At 69.6% G+C, this 17,963-nt stretch carries 14 protein-coding genes; 11 read left to right on the forward strand and 3 right to left on the reverse strand.

What is annotated here, in order from left to right; genetic code table 11:
• The first annotated feature begins 14 nt into the window (after positions 1-14).
• On the forward strand, positions 15-167 hold the full coding sequence (locus ACTWPT_RS36370; RefSeq protein ID WP_443182047.1) for a hypothetical protein: 153 nt from the start codon (positions 15-17) through the stop codon (positions 165-167).
• Here the strand turns inward: ACTWPT_RS36370 and ACTWPT_RS36375 are convergent, their stop codons facing one another.
• Entirely contained in the window at positions 168-635 is a 468-nt protein-coding gene (locus ACTWPT_RS36375; protein WP_443182048.1) for a ribose-5-phosphate isomerase, read from the reverse strand. It abuts the gene before it with no gap.
• Positions 636-724: 89 nt separating this feature from the next.
• On the opposite strand from ACTWPT_RS36375, the gene def reads away from it, so the two are divergent.
• On the forward strand, positions 725-1,210 hold the full coding sequence (gene def / locus ACTWPT_RS36380) for a peptide deformylase (protein WP_443182049.1): 486 nt from the start codon (positions 725-727) through the stop codon (positions 1,208-1,210).
• A gap of 9 nt (positions 1,211-1,219) precedes the next feature.
• On the forward strand, positions 1,220-1,951 hold the full coding sequence (locus ACTWPT_RS36385) for an SDR family oxidoreductase (protein ID WP_443182050.1): 732 nt from the start codon (positions 1,220-1,222) through the stop codon (positions 1,949-1,951).
• Here ACTWPT_RS36385 and ACTWPT_RS36390 read toward each other — a convergent pair.
• Positions 1,948-3,351 carry an aldehyde dehydrogenase family protein gene (locus tag ACTWPT_RS36390; RefSeq protein WP_443182051.1) on the reverse strand — a complete coding sequence of 468 codons (1,404 nt, stop codon included), beginning with the start codon at positions 3,349-3,351 and terminating at the stop codon, positions 1,948-1,950. The two genes, ACTWPT_RS36385 and ACTWPT_RS36390, sit on opposite strands and share 4 nt — an antisense overlap.
• Positions 3,352-3,481: 130 nt before the next feature.
• Positions 3,482-4,102, reverse strand: coding sequence for a mycothiol-dependent nitroreductase Rv2466c family protein (locus ACTWPT_RS36395; protein WP_443182052.1), 621 nt, complete (start codon positions 4,100-4,102; stop codon positions 3,482-3,484).
• Positions 4,103-4,192: 90 nt separating this feature from the next.
• Between ACTWPT_RS36395 and pepN the strand changes: the two genes are divergently transcribed.
• The 8 genes from pepN (at position 4,193) to ACTWPT_RS36435 (ending at position 17,960) form a co-directional block, all read left to right on the forward strand.
• The gene (pepN, locus tag ACTWPT_RS36400; protein WP_443182053.1) at positions 4,193-6,757 is read left to right on the forward strand and encodes an aminopeptidase N; all 2,565 of its coding nucleotides are present in this window, start codon (positions 4,193-4,195) and stop codon (positions 6,755-6,757) included.
• A gap of 135 nt (positions 6,758-6,892) precedes the next feature.
• Positions 6,893-8,140 carry an ROK family protein gene (locus ACTWPT_RS36405; RefSeq protein ID WP_443182054.1) on the forward strand — a complete coding sequence of 416 codons (1,248 nt, stop codon included), beginning with the start codon at positions 6,893-6,895 and terminating at the stop codon, positions 8,138-8,140.
• 79 nt (positions 8,141-8,219) lie between these two features.
• Positions 8,220-9,149 carry a carbohydrate ABC transporter permease gene (locus tag ACTWPT_RS36410; protein ID WP_443182055.1) on the forward strand — a complete coding sequence of 310 codons (930 nt, stop codon included), beginning with the start codon at positions 8,220-8,222 and terminating at the stop codon, positions 9,147-9,149.
• Positions 9,142-9,990, forward strand: coding sequence for a carbohydrate ABC transporter permease (locus ACTWPT_RS36415; protein WP_443182056.1), 849 nt, complete (start codon positions 9,142-9,144; stop codon positions 9,988-9,990). The genes ACTWPT_RS36410 and ACTWPT_RS36415 overlap by 8 nt, the downstream gene beginning before the upstream one ends.
• A 54-nt stretch (positions 9,991-10,044) precedes the next feature.
• Positions 10,045-11,277, forward strand: a complete 1,233-nt coding sequence (locus ACTWPT_RS36420; protein WP_443182057.1) for an ABC transporter substrate-binding protein — start codon at positions 10,045-10,047, stop codon at positions 11,275-11,277.
• Positions 11,278-11,296: 19 nt separating this feature from the next.
• A complete protein-coding gene (locus tag ACTWPT_RS36425) occupies positions 11,297-12,379 on the forward strand; it encodes a glycoside hydrolase family 15 protein (RefSeq protein WP_443182058.1) in 1,083 nt (360 codons plus the stop codon).
• Positions 12,376-14,691: a glycoside hydrolase family 31 protein gene (locus ACTWPT_RS36430; RefSeq protein WP_443182059.1), complete on the forward strand. Its 2,316-nt coding sequence runs from the start codon at positions 12,376-12,378 to the stop codon at positions 14,689-14,691. Before ACTWPT_RS36425 ends, ACTWPT_RS36430 begins: the two co-directional genes overlap by 4 nt.
• Positions 14,688-17,960: a TIM-barrel domain-containing protein gene (locus tag ACTWPT_RS36435; RefSeq protein WP_443182060.1), complete on the forward strand. Its 3,273-nt coding sequence runs from the start codon at positions 14,688-14,690 to the stop codon at positions 17,958-17,960. The genes ACTWPT_RS36430 and ACTWPT_RS36435 overlap by 4 nt, the downstream gene beginning before the upstream one ends.
• Positions 17,961-17,963: the final 3 nt, after the last annotated feature.

Genomic DNA, 17,963 nt, shown 5'->3' on the forward strand with positions numbered 1-17,963 from the left:
CGTAGGGTCGATGAATGGCGCTGCAAAGCTTGCAGATCACCGCGACCATCGCCATGCGGGCCCGCGAGGTGTCGAGACCGTCGAAGGAGCAGCAGGAGGCCGCCGACCGGCGGCCCCTGCGCGATGAGATGCCCAGGCGCGAGCCCAAGCGCAAGGGCCAGAAATAATCACGGCAGCGAGGGCAGCTGGCCGATCGTCTCGTAGGTGGCCAGCTGGGCGATCCGCCTGCTGTGCCGCTCGCTGCCGGAGAACGTCGTGGTCAGGAAGACCTCGACGAACCTGGTGGCGTCCTCGGTGGAGTGCATGCGGGCGCCGATGCTGATCACATTGGCGTTGTTGTGCTCGCGAGCCAGGCTGGCGGTCTCCTCGCTCCAGGCCAGGGCCGCGCGGATGCCGCGCACCTTGTTGGCGGCGATCTGCTCGCCGTTGCCCGAGCCGCCGATCACGATCCCGAGGCTGGCGGGGTCGCCGGCGACGCCCTCGGCGGCACGCAGCACGAAGGCGGGATAGTCGTCCTCGGCGTCGTAGACGAAGGGACCGCAGTCGGTCACGTCGTGCCCGTGGTCCTTCAACCAGGACACGAGGTGGTTTTTGAGCTCATAGCCGGCATGGTCGGCACCGATGTAGACACGCACCCGACCAGTCTTCCACAGCCCCGCCGATCAGGATCGCGGGCTAGAGTAAGGACCTGACCCGTGCTCAGTCCTTACGAAGGCAGAAACCCATGCGAGAGATCCGCGTCATCGGCGATCCGGTCCTGCGCACGCCCGCCGAGCCTGTCACGGATTTCGACCGCGAGCTGCGCCGCCTGATCGAGGAAATGTTCGAGGCGATGTACGCGGTCAACGGCGTGGGTCTGGCCGGTCCGCAGATCGGCGTGTCGCGACGGTTGTTCGTGTACGACATCAACAAGCGCAAGGGCCACGTGATCAATCCGACGCTGACGGTCGACGACCCCGAGGAGATCGTCGACGAGGAGGGTTGCCTGTCGGTGCCCGACCGCCGGACGCGCCTGCCGATCTACGCCCCGGTCGCGCGCGCCGCGGGCGTGACCGTCGAAGGGCTCGACCGGCTGCAGCGGCCGGTGCGGATCAAGGCCCGCGGCTCACTGGCACGCTGTTTCCAGCACGAGACCGAGCACCTCGACGGCAAGCTCTACGTCGACCGCCTTCCCAAGAACGAAGCACGCAAGATCGTCCTCAAGGCGTAGGTTGGGCGCATGAGCGTACTTTCTGGAAAGGGCGCATTGGTCACAGGGGGCTCCAGAGGCATCGGCAAGGCCGTCGTGGAGCGGTTGCGAGAGGACGGCGCCGAGGTCGTCTTCTGTTACGAGCACTCGGAGGAGGCGGCGCGGCAGGTCGCCAAGGAGACCGGCGCGCAGGCCGTACGGGCGGATCTCGGCAGCAAGGAGGACCTGGAGCGGCTGTTCGCCGAGGCGCAGGCACGGCTGCCTGGGCTGGACATCCTGGTCAACAACGCCGCGACCACCGCGGGGCAGAAGCCCATGGCGGAGGTCACGGACGAGGACTACGAGCGGGCGTTCGCGGTGAACACGCGGGCGGTGTTCCTGGCCATGCAGTGGGCGGCGCGGGTGATGCGTGACGGCGGGCGCATCATCAACATCTCCACGCTGAACACCCAGGTGCCCGCGCCCGCGCTGGCGCTCTACTGCGGCAGCAAGGGCGCGATCGAGCAGTTCGCCAAGGTGGCGGCGCGGGAGCTGGGCGGGCGCGGGATCACCGTCAACGTCGTCTCCTCCGGCGCCACCGACACCGACATGTTGCGGAACGCCAATCCGCCGGAGGCGCTGGAGCAGACGCAGGCGTTCACGGCGCTGCAGCGGCTCGGCCGGCCCGACGACATCGCGGCCGTGGTCGCGTTCCTGGCTGGTCCCGACGGCCGGTGGGTGACCGGCCACAATCTCCTCGCCAGCGGCGGGTTGATCGTCTAGAGCTGGAGCGACTTGATCTCCAGGTATTCCTCCAGGCCGTACTCGCCGAGCTCCCTCCCCACGCCGGACTGCTTGTAGCCGCCGAAGGGGGCCAGCGGGTTGAACTTGCCGCCGTTGATGGCGACCTGGCCGGTGCGCAGCCGGCGGGCGACCGCGACCGCGTGGTCCTCGGCGCCGGACCAGACCGCGCCGGCCAGGCCGTATTTGGTGTCGTTGGCGATCTTGACGGCCTCGTCCTCGTTCCTGTAGGGAACCAGCGCCAGCACAGGGCCGAAGATCTCCTCCTGCTCGATCGTCATGCCGGGCTCCACGGCCGCGAACACGGTGGGCTCGACGTAGTAGCCGCGCTCGTGCGGCCGGTCGGTCCCGCCGGCCACCAGCCGGGCGCCCTCCTCCTGGCCCCGGTTGATGTAGCGGATCACGCGGTCGCGCTGCACCTGGGAGACCAGCGGGCCGATCCTGCTGGACTCGTCGAACGGATCGCCGACGGTGTACTTGCCCGCGGCCTCGACGGACAGGCGGACGGCGGTGTCGTACTGGTCGCGGTGAACGAGCATGCGGGTCCACGCGGAGCACGTCTGGCCCGCGTTGACGAAGCAGTTGGCCACGCCGACCTTGACGGCCGTCTCCAGATCGGCGTCGGGCAGGATGATGTTGGCGGACTTGCCGCCGAGCTCGAGCGCGACCCGCTTGACCGACTCGGCCGCCAGCGAGGCGACCCGGCGTCCTGCCGCCGTCGAGCCGGTGAAGGAGACCATGTCCACTTCGGGGTGGGCGGCCATGGCCTCGCCGACGATGGGGCCGCGCCCGCTGACCAGGTTGAACACACCCGGGGGCAGGCCCACCTCGTGGAAGATCTCCGCCAGCGCGTACGCCGCCAGCGGCGCGACCTCGCTCGGCTTGAGCACCACGGTGCACCCGGCGGCCAGCGCGGGACCGACCTTGCAGATGATCTGATGCAGCGGGTAGTTCCACGGCGTGATCGCCGCGACCACCCCGATCGGCTCCTTGACCACCAGCGAGTTGCCGACACGGGACTCCCGCGGGTGGCCTTCGGCGAGTGTGGCGTAGGAGGCCAGCACACCGGCGGGCATCAGCGTCTGGACCTTGAGCGCGAAGCCCAGCGGCGAGCCCATGTCCGTCGCGATCGTCTTGGCGATCTCGTCGGAACGCTGTTTGAGCAGCTCGGCCGCCTCGCCGAGGAGCTTGCCCCGCTCCGCGGCAGCCGTCTGCGACCAGGCGGGGAAGGCACTCCGCGCGGCGTTGGCGGCCGATTCCACATCGTCGGGGGACCCTGCGGGCACGCGGTCGATGATCTCTTCCGTGGCCGGGTTCACGACCTCGATGGGCTCGTCGGACGCCGACGCGGTCCAGGAGCCGCCGATATACAGCTGACGCATGGCCACCATCCTGACAGTGCTTCAGACCGGCCGCGAGGGCCGGTCCGAGCGCGGGATAAGTCTTCTACACCGCTACCAGCTTCTTTTCCCCCGTCAGGGTACGGCTATTGCTCTGACAAAGAGGGATTCGTCAATCAAAGGCCGGACGGCGCGTACGGGTGCGCTTCAGTTCGAAGAAGTCATCGAACTCCGTGACCGCCAGCACCCCGTCCCACAGCCGGCCCGCGTCCTCACCTCTGATGATCTTGGTGATCACCGGCCCGAAGAAGGCGTTGGCTCCGACGCGGATGATCGGCGTGCCGACCTCCTGGCCGACGAGCGTGATGCCCTCGTCGTGCGAGGCGCGGATGGTCTCGTCCCACTCCTCGGACCCCATCGCGTCCGCGAGATTCCTGTCGAGGCCGACGGCCTCGAGCGCGGCCTCGTTGACCTCGCGCAGGCGCTCCGGCTCCTTGCTCATCCCCTGGTTGTGCAGGCGTGTGCCGAGCTCGGTGTAGAGGCGCCCGACGTACTCCTCGCCGTGCTTGGCCGCGGCCGCGGCCACCACCCTGATCGATCCCATGGCCTTGGCAGCCCGGGCCTTGTAGTCCTCCGGAACGTCTTTGTCCTCGTTGAGGAAGTGCAGTGACATGTACCGGAAGCGGGGCTCGATGGGGCGGACCTGCTCGACCTCGAGCAGCCATCGCGACGTGACCCAGGCGAACGGACACGCGGGGTCGAACCAGAGGTCCACGGGAATCTTCTCAGCCATGTCTGGCCATAACCTGAAGGGGTTCGGGTCCTATTCCCGCCGTGACAGGATGACGGACAACCCCGACGAAGTGGTGAAAAGGAGCGCAACTTGGCAGGCAACCTGACCCGGGACGAGGCACGTGAGCGCGCCCGGCTGCTGAAGGTTGAGTCGTACGAGGTCGCACTCGACCTGACGGAAGGGGAGGAGCGCTTCGAGAGCGTCACGACGGTCCGCTTCAGCAGCGCCACCGCGGGCGCGTCCACCTTCATCGACCTGCACGGCGCGCAGGTACGCAAGGTGACGCTGAACGGCCAGGACCTCGACGTGGCCGCCTACGACGCGGAGCAGGGCCGTTTCCCGCTCCCCTCGCTCGCCGAGTCCAACGAGCTGCGGATCGACGCCGACTGCGCCTACATGCGCACCGGCGAGGGCCTGCACCGTTTCGTCGATCCGGTCGACCAGCGTGTCTACCTGCACAGCCAGTTCGAGACGGCCGATGCTCACCGCATGTACGCGTGCTTCGACCAGCCTGACCTCAAGGCCACGTTCCAGCTGACCGTGCTGGCCCCCGCCGACTGGGAGGTGATCTCCAACGCCGCCGCCGTCAACGCGGAGGACCTGCCGGAGCAGGCCGGCAAGCACGGGACGGTGCACGCCGCCAAGCGGTGGGAGTTCGCGGTCACGCCGGTCATGTCCACGTACATCACGGCGTTGGTGGCCGGGCCGTACCACAAGGTCACCTCGGAGCACGACGGCATCCCGCTCGGCCTGTACTGCCGGGCCTCGCTGGGCGAGCACCTCGACGCCGACAACCTCTTCGAGCTCACCCGGCAGGGCTTCGACTTCTTCCACCGGGTGTTCGGCGTGCGTTACCCGTTCGGCAAGTACGACCAGCTCTTCGTGCCCGAGTTCAACGCCGGCGCCATGGAGAACGCCGGCTGCGTGACGTTCCTGGAGGACTACGTCTTCCGCTCCCGGGTCACCGACGCGGTGGTCGAGCGGCGCGCGGAGACGATCCTGCACGAGATGGCGCACATGTGGTTCGGCGACCTCGTCACCATGCGCTGGTGGGACGACCTGTGGCTGAACGAGTCGTTCGCCACCTACATGTCCGTGCTCGCCCAGGCCGAGGCCACCAGGTGGGGCATGGGGGCGTGGACGACGTTCGCGAACGTGGAGAAGGCCTGGGCCTACCGCCAGGACCAGCTGCCGTCGACGCACCCGATCGCCGCGGACATCCCGGACATGCAGGCGGTCGAGGTCAACTTCGACGGCATCACGTACGCCAAGGGCGCCTCGGTGCTCAAGCAGCTGGTCGCGTACGTGGGGCTGGACAACTTCCTGGCCGGCGTGCGTGACTACTTCGCCGAGCACGCCTGGGGCAACACCGAGCTGAAGGACCTGCTCGACGCCCTGGAGCGCACCTCGGGGCGAGACCTGTCCGCCTGGTCCAAGGAGTGGCTGGAGACCTCCTGGGTCAACACGCTGCGGCCCTCGTTCGAGGTGTCCGGGGGCCGGTTCACCCGGTTCGAGGTGCTGCAGGAGGCGCCGGCCGACTATCCGACGCTGCGCTCGCACCGCGTCGCGATCGGCCTGTACTCCCTGGTGGACGGCAAGCTGACGCGGACCAAGCGGGTCGAGCTGGACGTGGTGGGCGCGCGGACGAACGTGGCTCAGCTGGTCGGCGAGGAGCAGCCCGACCTGGTGCTGCTCAACGACGACGACCTGACCTACGCCAAGGTCCGGCTCGACGAGGACTCGCTGCGGACGCTGGTGGACGACGGCATCGTGAAGTTCACCGAGTCGCTGCCGCGGGCGCTGTGCTGGTCGGCGGCCTGGGACATGACCCGCGACGGCGAGATGTCCACGCGCGACTACGTCAAGCTGGTCGTCTCGGGCGCGGGCACGGTCACAGACCTCACGGTGCTCCAGACGATCCTGCGGCAGGCGCGCATGGCCGCCCAGCAGTACGCGGACCCGGCGTGGCGGCCGGAGGGCCTGGCGCTGCTGGCCGGCGAGCTGCGCTCGCTGCTCGGCGCGGCCGCGCCGGGGTCGGACCACCAGCTGGCGTTCGTGCAGGCGTTCGCGCCCGTGGCCACGTCGGCGGAAGACCTGGACCTGCTGCAGCGCATCATGGACGGCACGGAGGTGCCCGACGGGCTGAGCGTGGACGCCGATCTGCGCTGGACGCTGCTGCACGCGCTGGTGACCGGGGGCCGGAGGGGCGAGGCCGACATCGCGGCCGAGCTGGAGCGGGACCCGACGGCGACGGGTGAGCGCTCGGCCGCGCAGTGCCGGGCCGCGATCCCGACGATCGAGGCCAAGAACGCGGCGTGGGAGCGGATCGTGGGCGGCAAGCTGGCCAACGCCATCGCCAGGGCCACGATCGGCGGCTTCCAGGACCCGCACCACCCCGAGTTGCTCGAGCCGTTCCGTGCGACGTACTTCGCCGAGGTCGGGCGGATCTACAAGGAGTGGACGTTCGACCAGGCGTCGTCGTTCGCGGTGGGGTGCTTCCCCTCGCTGCTCATCGAGCAGGCGACCGTGCAGGCCGCGGAGGACTACCTGGCGGCCGAGCAGCCGCCGCAAGCGCTGCGCAGGATGATCCTGGAGGGCGCCGACGGCGTCCGCCGCGCGCTGCGCAACCGCGAGAAGGACGCCGCGTCCGCCTGATCCTCTGCCGAAGGCCCCCGCCACGCCTGGCGGGGGCCTTTCGCGTTTCCGGGACGTTTCCGGCTCTTGACAGGGAGGCCTGGCGGAGACATATTTCGGTACTAACTTTACTTCTAAAGAAAGCCTTGGAACTTCATGGCAGCCACTGACCGCGGCGACCTCACCAGGACGGCGATCCTGGCCCTGCTGGGCACCGGCGGGCCGCTGAGCCGGACCGAGATAGCACGCGAGCTGGACCTCAGCCCCGCCACCGTCACGCAGCTCACCCGCGAGCTCATGGGGCACGGAATGCTGGAGGAGCTCGACCTCAAGCCGTCGCGTGGCGGGCGCCCCGCCGTGCTGCTCGGGCTGGTGGGCGGAGCCGGGCGGGCGCTTGGCGTCAAGGTGACGGCCGATCATCTGGTGCTGGTGGACGTCCGCCTGGACGGCGAGGTGCTGGGCTCGTGGGAGCAGCCGTTCGACCCGTCCGCGCCCGACGCGCTGGACGAGCTGGCGGCGGCCGTGGAGTCGGCGGTGCCGGCCGACGGGCCACCGCTGCTGGGGGTCGGGGTCGGGGTGCCGGGCAGCGTGGAGGACCAAGCGGTCGGCACGGTGAACGCGCCGACGCTCGGGTGGCAGGCGATGCCGGTCGGCGAGCGGCTGCGGCGCCGGCTGCCGCTCCCCGTGCTGGTGGAGAACGACGTGAACGCGCTGGCGGTGGCCGAACGGCTGTACGGGCGGGGGCGTACGCACCGGGACTTCCTCGTGGTGACGATCGGCCGCGGCGTCGGCGCGGCGATCGTCGCCGACGGCCGGGTGTACCGGGGGGCGCGGGGCGGCGCGGGCGAGTTCGGCCACCTGCCGGTGGACCCGGAGGGACCGATGTGCGGCTGCGGCGCGCGCGGCTGCCTGGAAGCGTTCGTGGGGTCGGCCGGCCTGCTCTCGGCGGCCCACGCCAAGACGGCCGATCGTGGGGACGCCCGCGCCGCGCCCGACGGGAGGGACGGGCACGGCGACGGGCGTGATCTGCTCGGGGCGGTGGCGGCGCTCGGGCGCGCCGCCGCGGCCGGGGACGCTGTGGCGCGGAGGGTGTTCGAGGAGGCCGGGGCCGTTCTGGGGCGGGCCACGGCCGGGCTGATCAACGTCGTGGACCCGGAGGTGGTGGTGGTGCTCGGCGAGGGCACCGCGGACTGGCCGCTCTGGCAGGACGGGTTCGAGCGGGCGCTCAGGGCGCAGCTCTATCCGGGGCGGCGCGACATCTCGATCGAGGTGGAGAGCTGGGATGACACCAGCTGGGCGCAGGGGGCGGCGGCGCTGGTGCTGGCCACGCCGTTCGACGCCGCCGGGGCCGCGGGCGAGCAGGGCCGCCTGGTGCGTGCCCGCCTGATCGGAGCCACGCCATGAGCCACGCCATGAGCCACGCCATGAGCCACGCCATGAGCGCCCGCGCCAGTTCCGGATGCGTGAGCGAGGAGACGACCCCATGACCCTCACCGCGGCCCCGCCGAAAGCGCGGGCCACGCACGAGCGCGCCAAGCCGCGCAAGGGCTGGCGGTACGCCGGGACCGTTGCGGTGTTCCTGCTGCCGAGCCTCGTCCCCTTGACGCTCTACACGATCGTCCCGATGCTCGGCTCGCTCTGGACGAGCCTGCACGAATGGGACCTCATCACCGAGATGCGCTGGGTCGGCCTGGGCAACTACGTCGAGCTGATCGGCGATCCGGAGACCCGGGCGGCCTTCCTGCACACGCTGTACTTCATCGCCGGCTACCTGCCGCTCGTCTATGTGGGCGGCCTGGGCCTGGCGGTGCTACTCAACCGCGCGATGGCAGGGCGGGGCCTGATGCGCGGCATCTACTTCCTGCCGGTGATCACCAGCTGGGTCGTCGTGGCGCTGATGTGGAAGTGGCTGCTCAACCCGGCGAGCGGCATCGTCAACTGGGCCCTCGGCCTGTTCGGGGTCAGCGGGCCCGGCTGGTGGACCGACCCGGACTGGGCGATGCCGTCGATCATCCTGGCCTCGGCCTGGAAGGACCTGGGCTTCGTGATGATCATCCTGCTGGCCGGGCTGCAGGCGATCCCCCGCGAGTACCAGGAGGCCGCCATGGTGGACGGCGCGACGGCCTGGCGCAGGTTCCGGCACATCACGCTCCCGCTGCTGTCTCCCTCGACGTTCTTCGTGGTCGTGATCTCGCTGATCAACGGCTTCCAGGTCTTCGACCAGGTCAAGATCATGACGGGTGGCGGGCCTGGCGGGGCGACGCAAGTGGTCGTGTCGCAGATCTACGACCTCACGTTCCGGTACGGCCGGGCCGGCGCGGCCTCGGCGCTGTCCTGGTTGCTGTTCGCGGTGGTGCTGATCGTGACGATCGTGCAGATCCGGGGCCAGAGGCGGTGGGTGACGTATGGGTAAGACGCGAGGATCAACCAGAGCCCGCCGGGCGGAGCTCGGCCAAATAGCGCGCTACCTGCTGGTCGGGCTCGGCGCGCTGGTGATGTTGTTCCCGTTCGCGTGGGCGGTGATCACCTCCATCACGCCGAGTGACGCGGTGCTGGCCGTGCCACCTGACTTCACGCCCGAGGGCGCGAGCCTGGACGCGTACGGCAAGCTGCTCGAGACGCTGCCGTTCTGGCGCATCGTGGCCAACAGCGCCTGGATCGGCGCGGCCTCTACCCTGTTGCAACTCATCACCAGCGCGATGGCCGCCTACGCGTTCGCCCGGCTGCCGTTCCCCGGCCGGGGCGCGTTGTTCGCGGTGTACCTGGCGACGTTGATGATGCCGCTGCCGGTGCTGGTCGTGCCGCTGTTCATCGAGATGCGCACGTTCGGTCTCGTCGACACGTACTTCGCGTTGCTCGCGCCGACGATCGCCTCGGCATTCGGCGTGTTCCTGCTGCGGCAGGCGATCAACCAGGTGCCCCGGGAGTTCGACGAGGCGGCCGTGCTGGACGGCGCCGGGCATTTCCGGATCTTCCTGTACGTGGTGCTGCCGCTGATCCGGCCGGCGCTGGCCACGTTCGCCATCTTCGGCTTCATGGCCAGCTGGAACAGCTACCTCTGGCCGCTGATCATCATCAAGTCGCCCGAGTTCATGACGCTCCCGCTGGGCCTGGCCACGCTACACGGCCAGTTCACCACGCAGTGGGACGTGGTCATGGCCGGGTCGGTGATCAGCGTCGTACCGATCCTCATCCTCTATGTCTTCGCGCAGAAGCACGTCATCGCCAGCGTCGCGCAGAGCGGGCTCAAGTAAAGGAATCCCCCCATGTCCAATTTTCCAGGGTCCACAAAAGTCACCATCGTCACCATGGCGGCCGTAGCATTGCTGGCCTCCGCCTGCTCCCAAGGGTCGGCCACCAGGGCCACCACCGGCGCCGACGGCAAGAGCACGGTGCGGTACTTCACGTTCTCCGCGGCCCCCGACCACCTCAAGGACCTCGACACGATCGAGAAGGCCTTCGAGAAGGAGAACCCGAAAGTGGACGTGGTCGTCGAGACCGCGCCTTTCGAGGAGTACTTCACCAAGCTCCAGACCAGCATCGCAGGCGGCACGGCGCCGGACGCGTTCGAGCTCAACTACGAGAACTTCGTCACCTACGCCAGCGCCGGATCCCTGCTCGACCTGGGCACGGTGGGCGGTGACGGCGACACCTCGGTCTACGCGCAGGAATCGCTCAACGCGTTCAACCGGGACGGCAAGCAGTACGCGCTGCCGGCCTCCTTCTCCACGGTCGTGCTCTTCTACAACAAGGACCTCTTCAAGAAGGCCGGGGTGGCCGCGCCCACGGCGGACTGGACCTGGGCCGACGAGCAGGCCGCCGCGGCCAAGCTGACCGACAGGAAGAAGGGCGTGTACGGCGACTTCCAGCCGGTGCAGTTCTTCGAGTTCTACAAGACGCTCAAGCAGGCAGGGGGCGAGTTCCTGTCGGCCGACGGCAAGAAGGCGGCCTTCAACAGCCCCGAGGGCATCAAGGCCGCCACGTGGCTGGTCGCCAAGGTCGGCAAGTCGATGCCGACCGAGGCCGAGATCGGCGGAGCCGCCGACTACGACACGAACCTGTTCAAGTCCGGCAAGCTCGCCATGTGGCACAACGGGATCTGGCAGTTCGCGGGGCTGAAGGACGTGCCGTTCGAGTGGGACGTGGTCGTCGAGCCCGGTGACGCCGGCAAGGCCAGCGCGGTCTTCCACAACGCCGTGGCGGTCTCCTCCGGCACCAAGAACGGCAAGGACGCCTACGCCTGGGCCCGCTTCCTGTCCTCGTCGAACGTCGCCGCCACCACGCGCATCCAGTCATCCTGGGAGCTTCCGCCGGTCGCCGACCAGCAGGTGCTCTCCGGTTACCTCAAGGACCCGAAGCCGGCCAACCGGCAGGCCGTGTTCGACTCGCTCAAGTCGATCGCGCTGCCGCCGGTCATCAAGCGTCAGCAGGAGATGCAGGACGCGGTGACCAAGCAGCTGACCGAGGCCGCCGCCGGCCGCACGTCGGTGGAGGACGCGCTCAAGGCCGCGGCCGCCGACGTCGATGCCCTGCTCTCGTAATTCGTAAGGAGAAGACCCGTTGTCCCTCGTCGCGCACAGCCTCGACGTGATCAAGAGATTGCAGTCGCCCACCGGGGCCTATCCGGCCTCGCCCACCTTCTCCGCCTACCGCGGCTACTCCTGGCTGCGGGACGGGGCGTTCGTCGCCGAGGGGGTGAGCAGGCACAGCGACGTGGCCGGAGCGGACGCCTTCCACGCCTGGTGCGCCCGCGTGGTCGGCGACCGGGCGGGCCAGGTCGACTCGCTGGTCTCCCGGGCCGCGCGCGGCGAGAGCGTGCCCGTCTCCGAGATGTTGCCGACCCGCTTCACGCTCGACGGGATGGACGGCGCGGATGACTGGTGGGACTTTCAGCTCGACGGGTACGGCACGTGGCTCTGGGCGCTGCGCGAGCACGCCGTACGCCACGGCAGGGCGGTGCCCGGGGTCGAGAAGGGGGTCAGGGCGGCGGCCAGATACCTGACGGCGTTCTGGCACCTGCCCTGCTACGACTGGTGGGAGGAGCACGTCGAGCAGCGGCACGTGGCCACGCTCGGCTCGATCCACGCGGGCCTGCGGGCCGCCGTCGCGCTCGGCGTGCTGAGCGCGGCCGAGGAGGCGGCCGCGCTGGAGACGGTCGAGGGCGTCGCCGGGCTGGTCGAGCGCGAGGGCGTCACGGGCGGACGGCTGCGGAAGTGGCTGGGGAGCGACGCCGTGGACGGCAGCCTGCTGGCGTGCGTGCAGCCGTTCGGGCTGTATCCGGCCGGGCATCCGGTCGGGGCGGCGACGGTGGCCGAGGTCGAGCGGCAACTGGCGAGGGACGGCGGCGTGTACCGCTACCTCGCCGACACCTTCTACGGCGGGGGCCGGTGGGTGCTGCTGGCCGGGTTCCTCGGCTGGAACCACGCGGCGGCGGGACGGCCCGCCGAGGCCCACCGCTACCTGGACTGGATGGCCGCTCAGGCGACGCCGGAGGGGGATCTGCCCGAGCAAGTGCCGGACCTGCTGCTGGCCCCCGGGCGGCTCCAGGAGTGGCTCGACCGGTGGGGGCCGGTGGCGACGCCGCTGCTGTGGTCGCACGGGATGTATCTGATCCTCGCGGATGAGCTGGAGGTGCGGGCATGATCCGGCATCGGCCGTTCGGGTCGGGGCATCCGTATGCGACGACCGAGGACCAGCGGGTGCCCGCCCGGCCGCTGGACGGCGAGGCGGTGGAGTTGCGCATCCGTGCCTCGGCGAGCGTCGAGGCGGTGGTGTGCGAGTGGGCCGTGGACGGGGGCGCGCCGGTGGAGCTGCGGCTGGCCCGCCGCAACGGCGAAGCGGAGGCTCAGCCGGGCGCAGCGGGGGCTGAGCCGGGCGCGAGCGCCCCCGCCGAGCCGGGAGCCGGCGCCGAGTCAGGCTCGGCGGTCGATGGCGGCCATCTCGCCGCCGCTCAGGCCAGGGCCGCTCGCGCCGCCGCCGGATCGTGGGCTGTGCGGACGCCGGTCCTGGAGGCCGGGCACCGCTATTCTTACCGCTTCCACGCCACCCTTGCCGGCGGCGGGAGCCGTACGAGCCGGTGGTTCGAGGTGTCGGCGGCGAGCTGGTCGAGTGACGGCGGGAAGGTCGACGTCGAGGGCGCCGATCGGATCGTGCCGGGCACCGTGCGGTGGCTTGCCGACGCGGACGGGCCACTGCGGGTGCGGTTCGAGGTGGCGCTCGGGCCTGAGGATCACGTGGTGGGGTTCGGCGAGCGGTTCGACGCCGTGGACCAGCGCGTGCGCGACGGAGCTCGGCTCGACGCGGTCGTCTTCGAGCAGTACAAGGCGCAGGGGCGGCACGGGCGCACCTACCTGCCGATGCCGTTCGCGCTGGTCGTGGGCGGGGAGGTGAGCTGGGGGCTGCACGTGGCGACCTCGCGGCGCACCTGGTACGACGTCGGCGAGCGGCTCCGGGTGGAGGCCGAGGTGGGCAGGGACGGCGTGCTCGGGGTGCGCTTCCACGACGGGCCCGAGCCTGCAGGCGTGCTCCGCGGGTTCCTGGACGAGGTGGGGCGGCCGGTCGAGCTGCCGTCGTGGGTGTTCCGGCTGTGGGCCAGCGGCAACGAGTGGAACACGCAGGAACGGGTGATGGCCGAGATGGACCGGCACCGCGAGCACGGCATCCCGGTCGGCGCGCTGGTCGTCGAGGCGTGGAGCGACGAGACGACGTTCACGGCCTTCCGCGGGGCCACGTACGAGGCATCGGAGGAGCCGCATCGCCTGGCCGACTACACCTTCCCGGCCGACGGCCCGTGGCCCGATCCCAAGGGCATGGTGGAGGAGTTGCACGGCCGCGACATCAAGGTGCTGCTCTGGCAGATCCCGCTGCAGAAGATGCGCCCGCATCCGCGGCATCAGGCAGCCGTGGACGCCCGGCAGCTCGTCGAGCGTAGCCACAAGGGGAGCGGAGCTCCCGAGCTAAAGAGAGCGGTGCGTGAGGCGGACGGCCGACCGTACCGGAACCGGGGATGGTGGTTCCCGCTCGCGCTCATGCCCGACCTGTCGTCACAGAAGGTCCGCGACTGGTGGACGGCCAAGCGCCGCTACCTAGTCGAGGAGGTCGGGATCGACGGGTTCAAGACCGATGGCGGCGAGCACGCCTGGGGCCACGACCTGCGATACGCCGACGGGCGGGACGGCGCTGAAGGCAACAACCTCTTCCCCGTCCACTACGCCCGCGCCTTCGGCGACCTGCTGCGGGAGTGCGGGAAGGCGCCGGTGACGTTCAGCCGGGCCGGGTTCGCCGGGTCGCAGCCGCACGGGGCGTTCTGGGCCGGGGACGAGGACTCCACGTGGGAGGCGTTCCGGTCCTCCGTCAGGGCCGGGATCACGGCCTCGGCCTGTGGGATCGTGTACTGGGGGTGGGACCTGGCCGGGTTCTCCGGCGAGGTGCCGGACGCCGAGTTGTACCTGCGGGCGGCGGGGGCGGCGGCGTTCATGCCGATCATGCAGTACCACTCGGAGTTCAATCACCACCGCACGCCCATCAGGGACCGCACGCCGTGGAACGTGGCCGACCTGACCGGGGACGAGCGGGTGATCCCGGTGTTCAGGCGGCTCGTGGAGGTGCGCGAGCGGCTGGTGCCGTACCTGGCGGAGCAGGCGCGGCAGGCCGTGGGCGGCGGGGCGCCGCTGATGCGCGGGCTGTTCTTCGACCACCCGCACGACCCGGACGTGTGGCGGTATCCGCTGCAGTACAAGCTCGGTGACGCGCTGCTTGTCGCACCTGTGACAGAGCCGAACGTCGCGGAGATTTCCGTGTACCTGCCGGAGGGCGAGTGGATCGATGTCTGGACCGGACGCGCCCTCGCCGGCAGGCAAGAGGTCAGGCTGCCCGCCCCGCTCGACCGCCCGCCCGTACTCTGCGCGGCCGAGCACTGGTCTGATCTCTCCCCCGTGTTCGGAGCACCCTTGTGAGCCGGTTACGGCCGGCCGTCGTCGTGGTGGTGATGGTCTTGTTAACGTCCTTCGTCTCCTCCGTTCCCGCCCTCGCGCTCGCGGGCGTGCACCACAACCCGACCGGAGCCGACGACCTCTACTCGGCCGAGCCCACGGAACGGGTGCCGCGTGACCCGATGGCCGGCGAGGCGGTCCAGATCAAGGCCACGACCTGGCCGATCGAGCCGGGCCAGACGGTCTGGATCACCTGGACCAAGAACGGGGCGTCCCAGACCCCGATCGGCGCGGCCTGGGACTACAACAGCGGCAACAACAGCTACTGGAAGATCAACTTAGGCACGTTCACCCGTGGCGACAAGATCTCCTACACGGTCAACGCGGACGTGAACGGGGGCGGGCAGAAGAGCGTCGGCCCGTTCTCGTTCACGGTCACGTCCTGGAGCACCGTGACGAACGTGACCGGCTTCGCCGACAACGGCACGTCGGTGGACGTCACGACCGGGGACAGCGCGGGGAGCTTCACGCCGAAGATCCGCTTCGCGTTCCCGGCGCTCGACCGGTTCAGGACGCAGATCGCCCCCAGCGGGCAAGGTCTGAACATTTCCGGAGTGTCCGGCTACACGGTGACCGACTCGGCGAGCACGCTCACGATCTCCACGAACTCGCTCGTGCTGAAGATCCAGAAGTCGCCGTACCGGCTGTCGGTCTACAAGGGCGACGGCACGACGCTGATCACCCGCCAGTACGATCCCGCGACGTTCAGGAACATCGGCTGGGCCAGCGACGGCGCCACCACGATCACCAGGATCGAGGACCACTTCATGTCGCCGGCCGGCGAGCGCTTCGAGGGCTTCGGCGAGCGTTACGACCGGCTCGACCAGCGCGGCACCGATGTGCACAACTATGTCTACAACCAGTACAGGGACCAGGGAGCCACCCGGCGCACCTACTTGAGCGTGCCGTTCTTCCTCAACTCGGCGGGCTATGGGATCTATATCCCGACCCATCGATACGCGCTCTTCAACCTCAACACCCATCTGCCCGACCTGGCCGGGTTCACGGTGGACACCGGCGGCGGTCTCGACTCGACGCTGGACTACCACTTCTACGCGGGCACCCCCGCCGAGATCCTGGACGACTACACGGCGGCCTCGGGCCGTCCGCTGCTGCCGCCGAAGTGGGCGTTCGGCGTGTGGATGTCGGCCAACGAGTGGAACACCCAGGCCGAGGTGAACGCGGAGCTGGCCAACGTGGCGGCGCACAAGATTCCGCACACGGCGATGGTGCTGGAGCAGTGGAGCGACGAGGCCACCTTCTATGTCTGGCATGGCGCGACGTACACCCCCAAGCCGGGCAGCGGCAAGCTCGCCTACAGCGACCTGTCCTTCCCGGCAGGCACGGCCTGGCAGGACCCGAAGGCCATGGTGGACAACGCCCACAGCAAGGGGATCAAGATGATCCTCTGGCAGATCCCGGTGTTCAAGGAGAATTTTGACACCAACCCACCGACCGCGCCACAGCAGCACCTCAACGACAAGGCGTACGCGGAAGCGCAGGGCTATGTCGCGAAAAATCCAACTAACGGCCCTTATCGCATCCCGACCGGCCAGTGGTTCGGCGACAGCATGGTGCCCGACTTCACCAGCACGGCCGCGACCACCTGGTGGATGAGCAAGCGCGACTACCTGATCGACGAGATCGGCATCGACGGCTTCAAGACCGACGGCAGCGAGGCGATCTTCGGGCGAGGCGTGCAGTTCGCGGACGGCCGCAAGGGCGACGAGATGCATAACGCCTATCCGAACAGCTACACAGGCGCATACAACACCTACGTCAAGGGCAAGAGGCCGGACGGCACGGTCTTCAGCCGGGCCGGTACGGCAGGCGCCCAGACCAGGTCGATCTTCTGGGCCGGCGACCAGAACTCCAGCTTCTCGGCTTTCCAGGAGGCGGTCAGGGCGCAGCTCAGCGCCGGGCAGTCCGGGGTGCCATACACCGCCTGGGACCTGGCCGGCTTCACCGGCACCTTCCCGAGCGTGGAGCTCTACCTGCGTTCTGCGGCGCAGGCGACGTTCTCGCCGATCATGCAATATCACTCGGAGAAGGCGAACCCGGGCACGTCGGAGGCCCGCACGCCGTGGAACGTGCAGGCCCGCACCGGTGACACCAGCGTGGTGCCGGCCTTCCGCACGTTCGCCAACGTGCGCATGAACCTGATCCCCTACCTCTACACCGAGGCCAAGGCGAGCGCGGCTACGGGCGTGCCGATGATGCGCGCGATGAGCTTCGCCTTCCCCGGCGACGCGACGGCCGCGGCCCTGGACCAGCAGTACATGTTCGGCTCGCAGCTGCTCGTCGCGCCGATCACCACCCAGGGCGCGACCTCGAAGAACGTGTACGTGCCCGCCGGCGAGTGGTACGACCTGTGGAACGGCGGCCGCTTCACCGGCCCCGGCACCAAGACCTACAACGCCGGCCTGGACACGATCCCGGTCTACGCCAAGCCGGGCGCGATCATCCCGCTCAACCTCAACGCCGACTACCAGCTCGGCGGTGAGATCGGCAACAGCGTGGACGACTACACCAACCTGACCTTCCGGATTTATCCGTCAGGCACCACGTCCTACGCCTATTTCGAGGACTCCGCGAACGCCACCCGCACCGTCACCTCGGCGGAGAACTGGGCCGGGCACGCGGTGACCGTCACCGTGCCGTCGCTGACCACCACCAGCACCCTGCAGGTGGCGAGCACCAAGCCCGCCTCCGTGACCGGCGCGACCGCCCGCGCCACCCTGGCCGACCTCAAGGCCGCAGCCGAGGGCTGGTGGTGGGACCCGGTCCAGCAGCTCACCCACGTCAAGCTCACCGGCAACGTCGCCACCAGGACGGTCACGCTCAACGGCGTGAACAAGAGCGCCTACGAGGCCGAGTTCGCGACCGGCGCCGGCACCTCGACCAACACCGACCACCCCGGCTACACGGGGACCGGCTTCGCAGACGGCTTCACCACCTCGGGCGACGCGCTGACATTCCACGTCAAAGCCGATGCGGGCGGCAGCCACCAGCTCACGTTCCGCTACTCGACCACCGTGAACGCCACCAGGACCGTCTACGTGGACGGCGTGTCCGCCGGCACGCTGTCGCTGCCCGCGCTGGCGAACTGGGACACGTGGGGCACGGCCACGCTCACGACGTCCCTGACGGCGGGCGCCCACACCGTCAAGATCGCCTATGACGCGGCGAACACCGGTGGAATCAACCTGGACAACCTGGTGGTGGCCCAATGAGCG

Origin of the sequence: Nonomuraea sp. 3N208, from assembly GCF_052245935.1 — a bacterium.
Lineage (GTDB): Bacteria > Actinomycetota > Actinomycetes > Streptosporangiales > Streptosporangiaceae > Nonomuraea.

Coding starts and splice junctions, on each gene's coding strand:
- ACTWPT_RS36370 (WP_443182047.1), top strand. CDS start 15: ATGGCGCTGCAAAGCTTGCAGATCACCGCGACCATCGCCATGCGGGCC.
- def (WP_443182049.1), top strand. CDS start 725: ATGCGAGAGATCCGCGTCATCGGCGATCCGGTCCTGCGCACGCCCGCC.
- ACTWPT_RS36385 (WP_443182050.1), top strand. CDS start 1,220: ATGAGCGTACTTTCTGGAAAGGGCGCATTGGTCACAGGGGGCTCCAGA.
- ACTWPT_RS36390 (WP_443182051.1), bottom strand. CDS start 3,351: ATGCGTCAGCTGTATATCGGCGGCTCCTGGACCGCGTCGGCGTCCGAC.
- ACTWPT_RS36395 (WP_443182052.1), bottom strand. CDS start 4,102: ATGGCTGAGAAGATTCCCGTGGACCTCTGGTTCGACCCCGCGTGTCCG.
- ACTWPT_RS36405 (WP_443182054.1), top strand. CDS start 6,893: ATGGCAGCCACTGACCGCGGCGACCTCACCAGGACGGCGATCCTGGCC.
- ACTWPT_RS36410 (WP_443182055.1), top strand. CDS start 8,220: ATGACCCTCACCGCGGCCCCGCCGAAAGCGCGGGCCACGCACGAGCGC.
- ACTWPT_RS36415 (WP_443182056.1), top strand. CDS start 9,142: ATGGGTAAGACGCGAGGATCAACCAGAGCCCGCCGGGCGGAGCTCGGC.
- ACTWPT_RS36420 (WP_443182057.1), top strand. CDS start 10,045: ATGGCGGCCGTAGCATTGCTGGCCTCCGCCTGCTCCCAAGGGTCGGCC.
- ACTWPT_RS36430 (WP_443182059.1), top strand. CDS start 12,376: ATGATCCGGCATCGGCCGTTCGGGTCGGGGCATCCGTATGCGACGACC.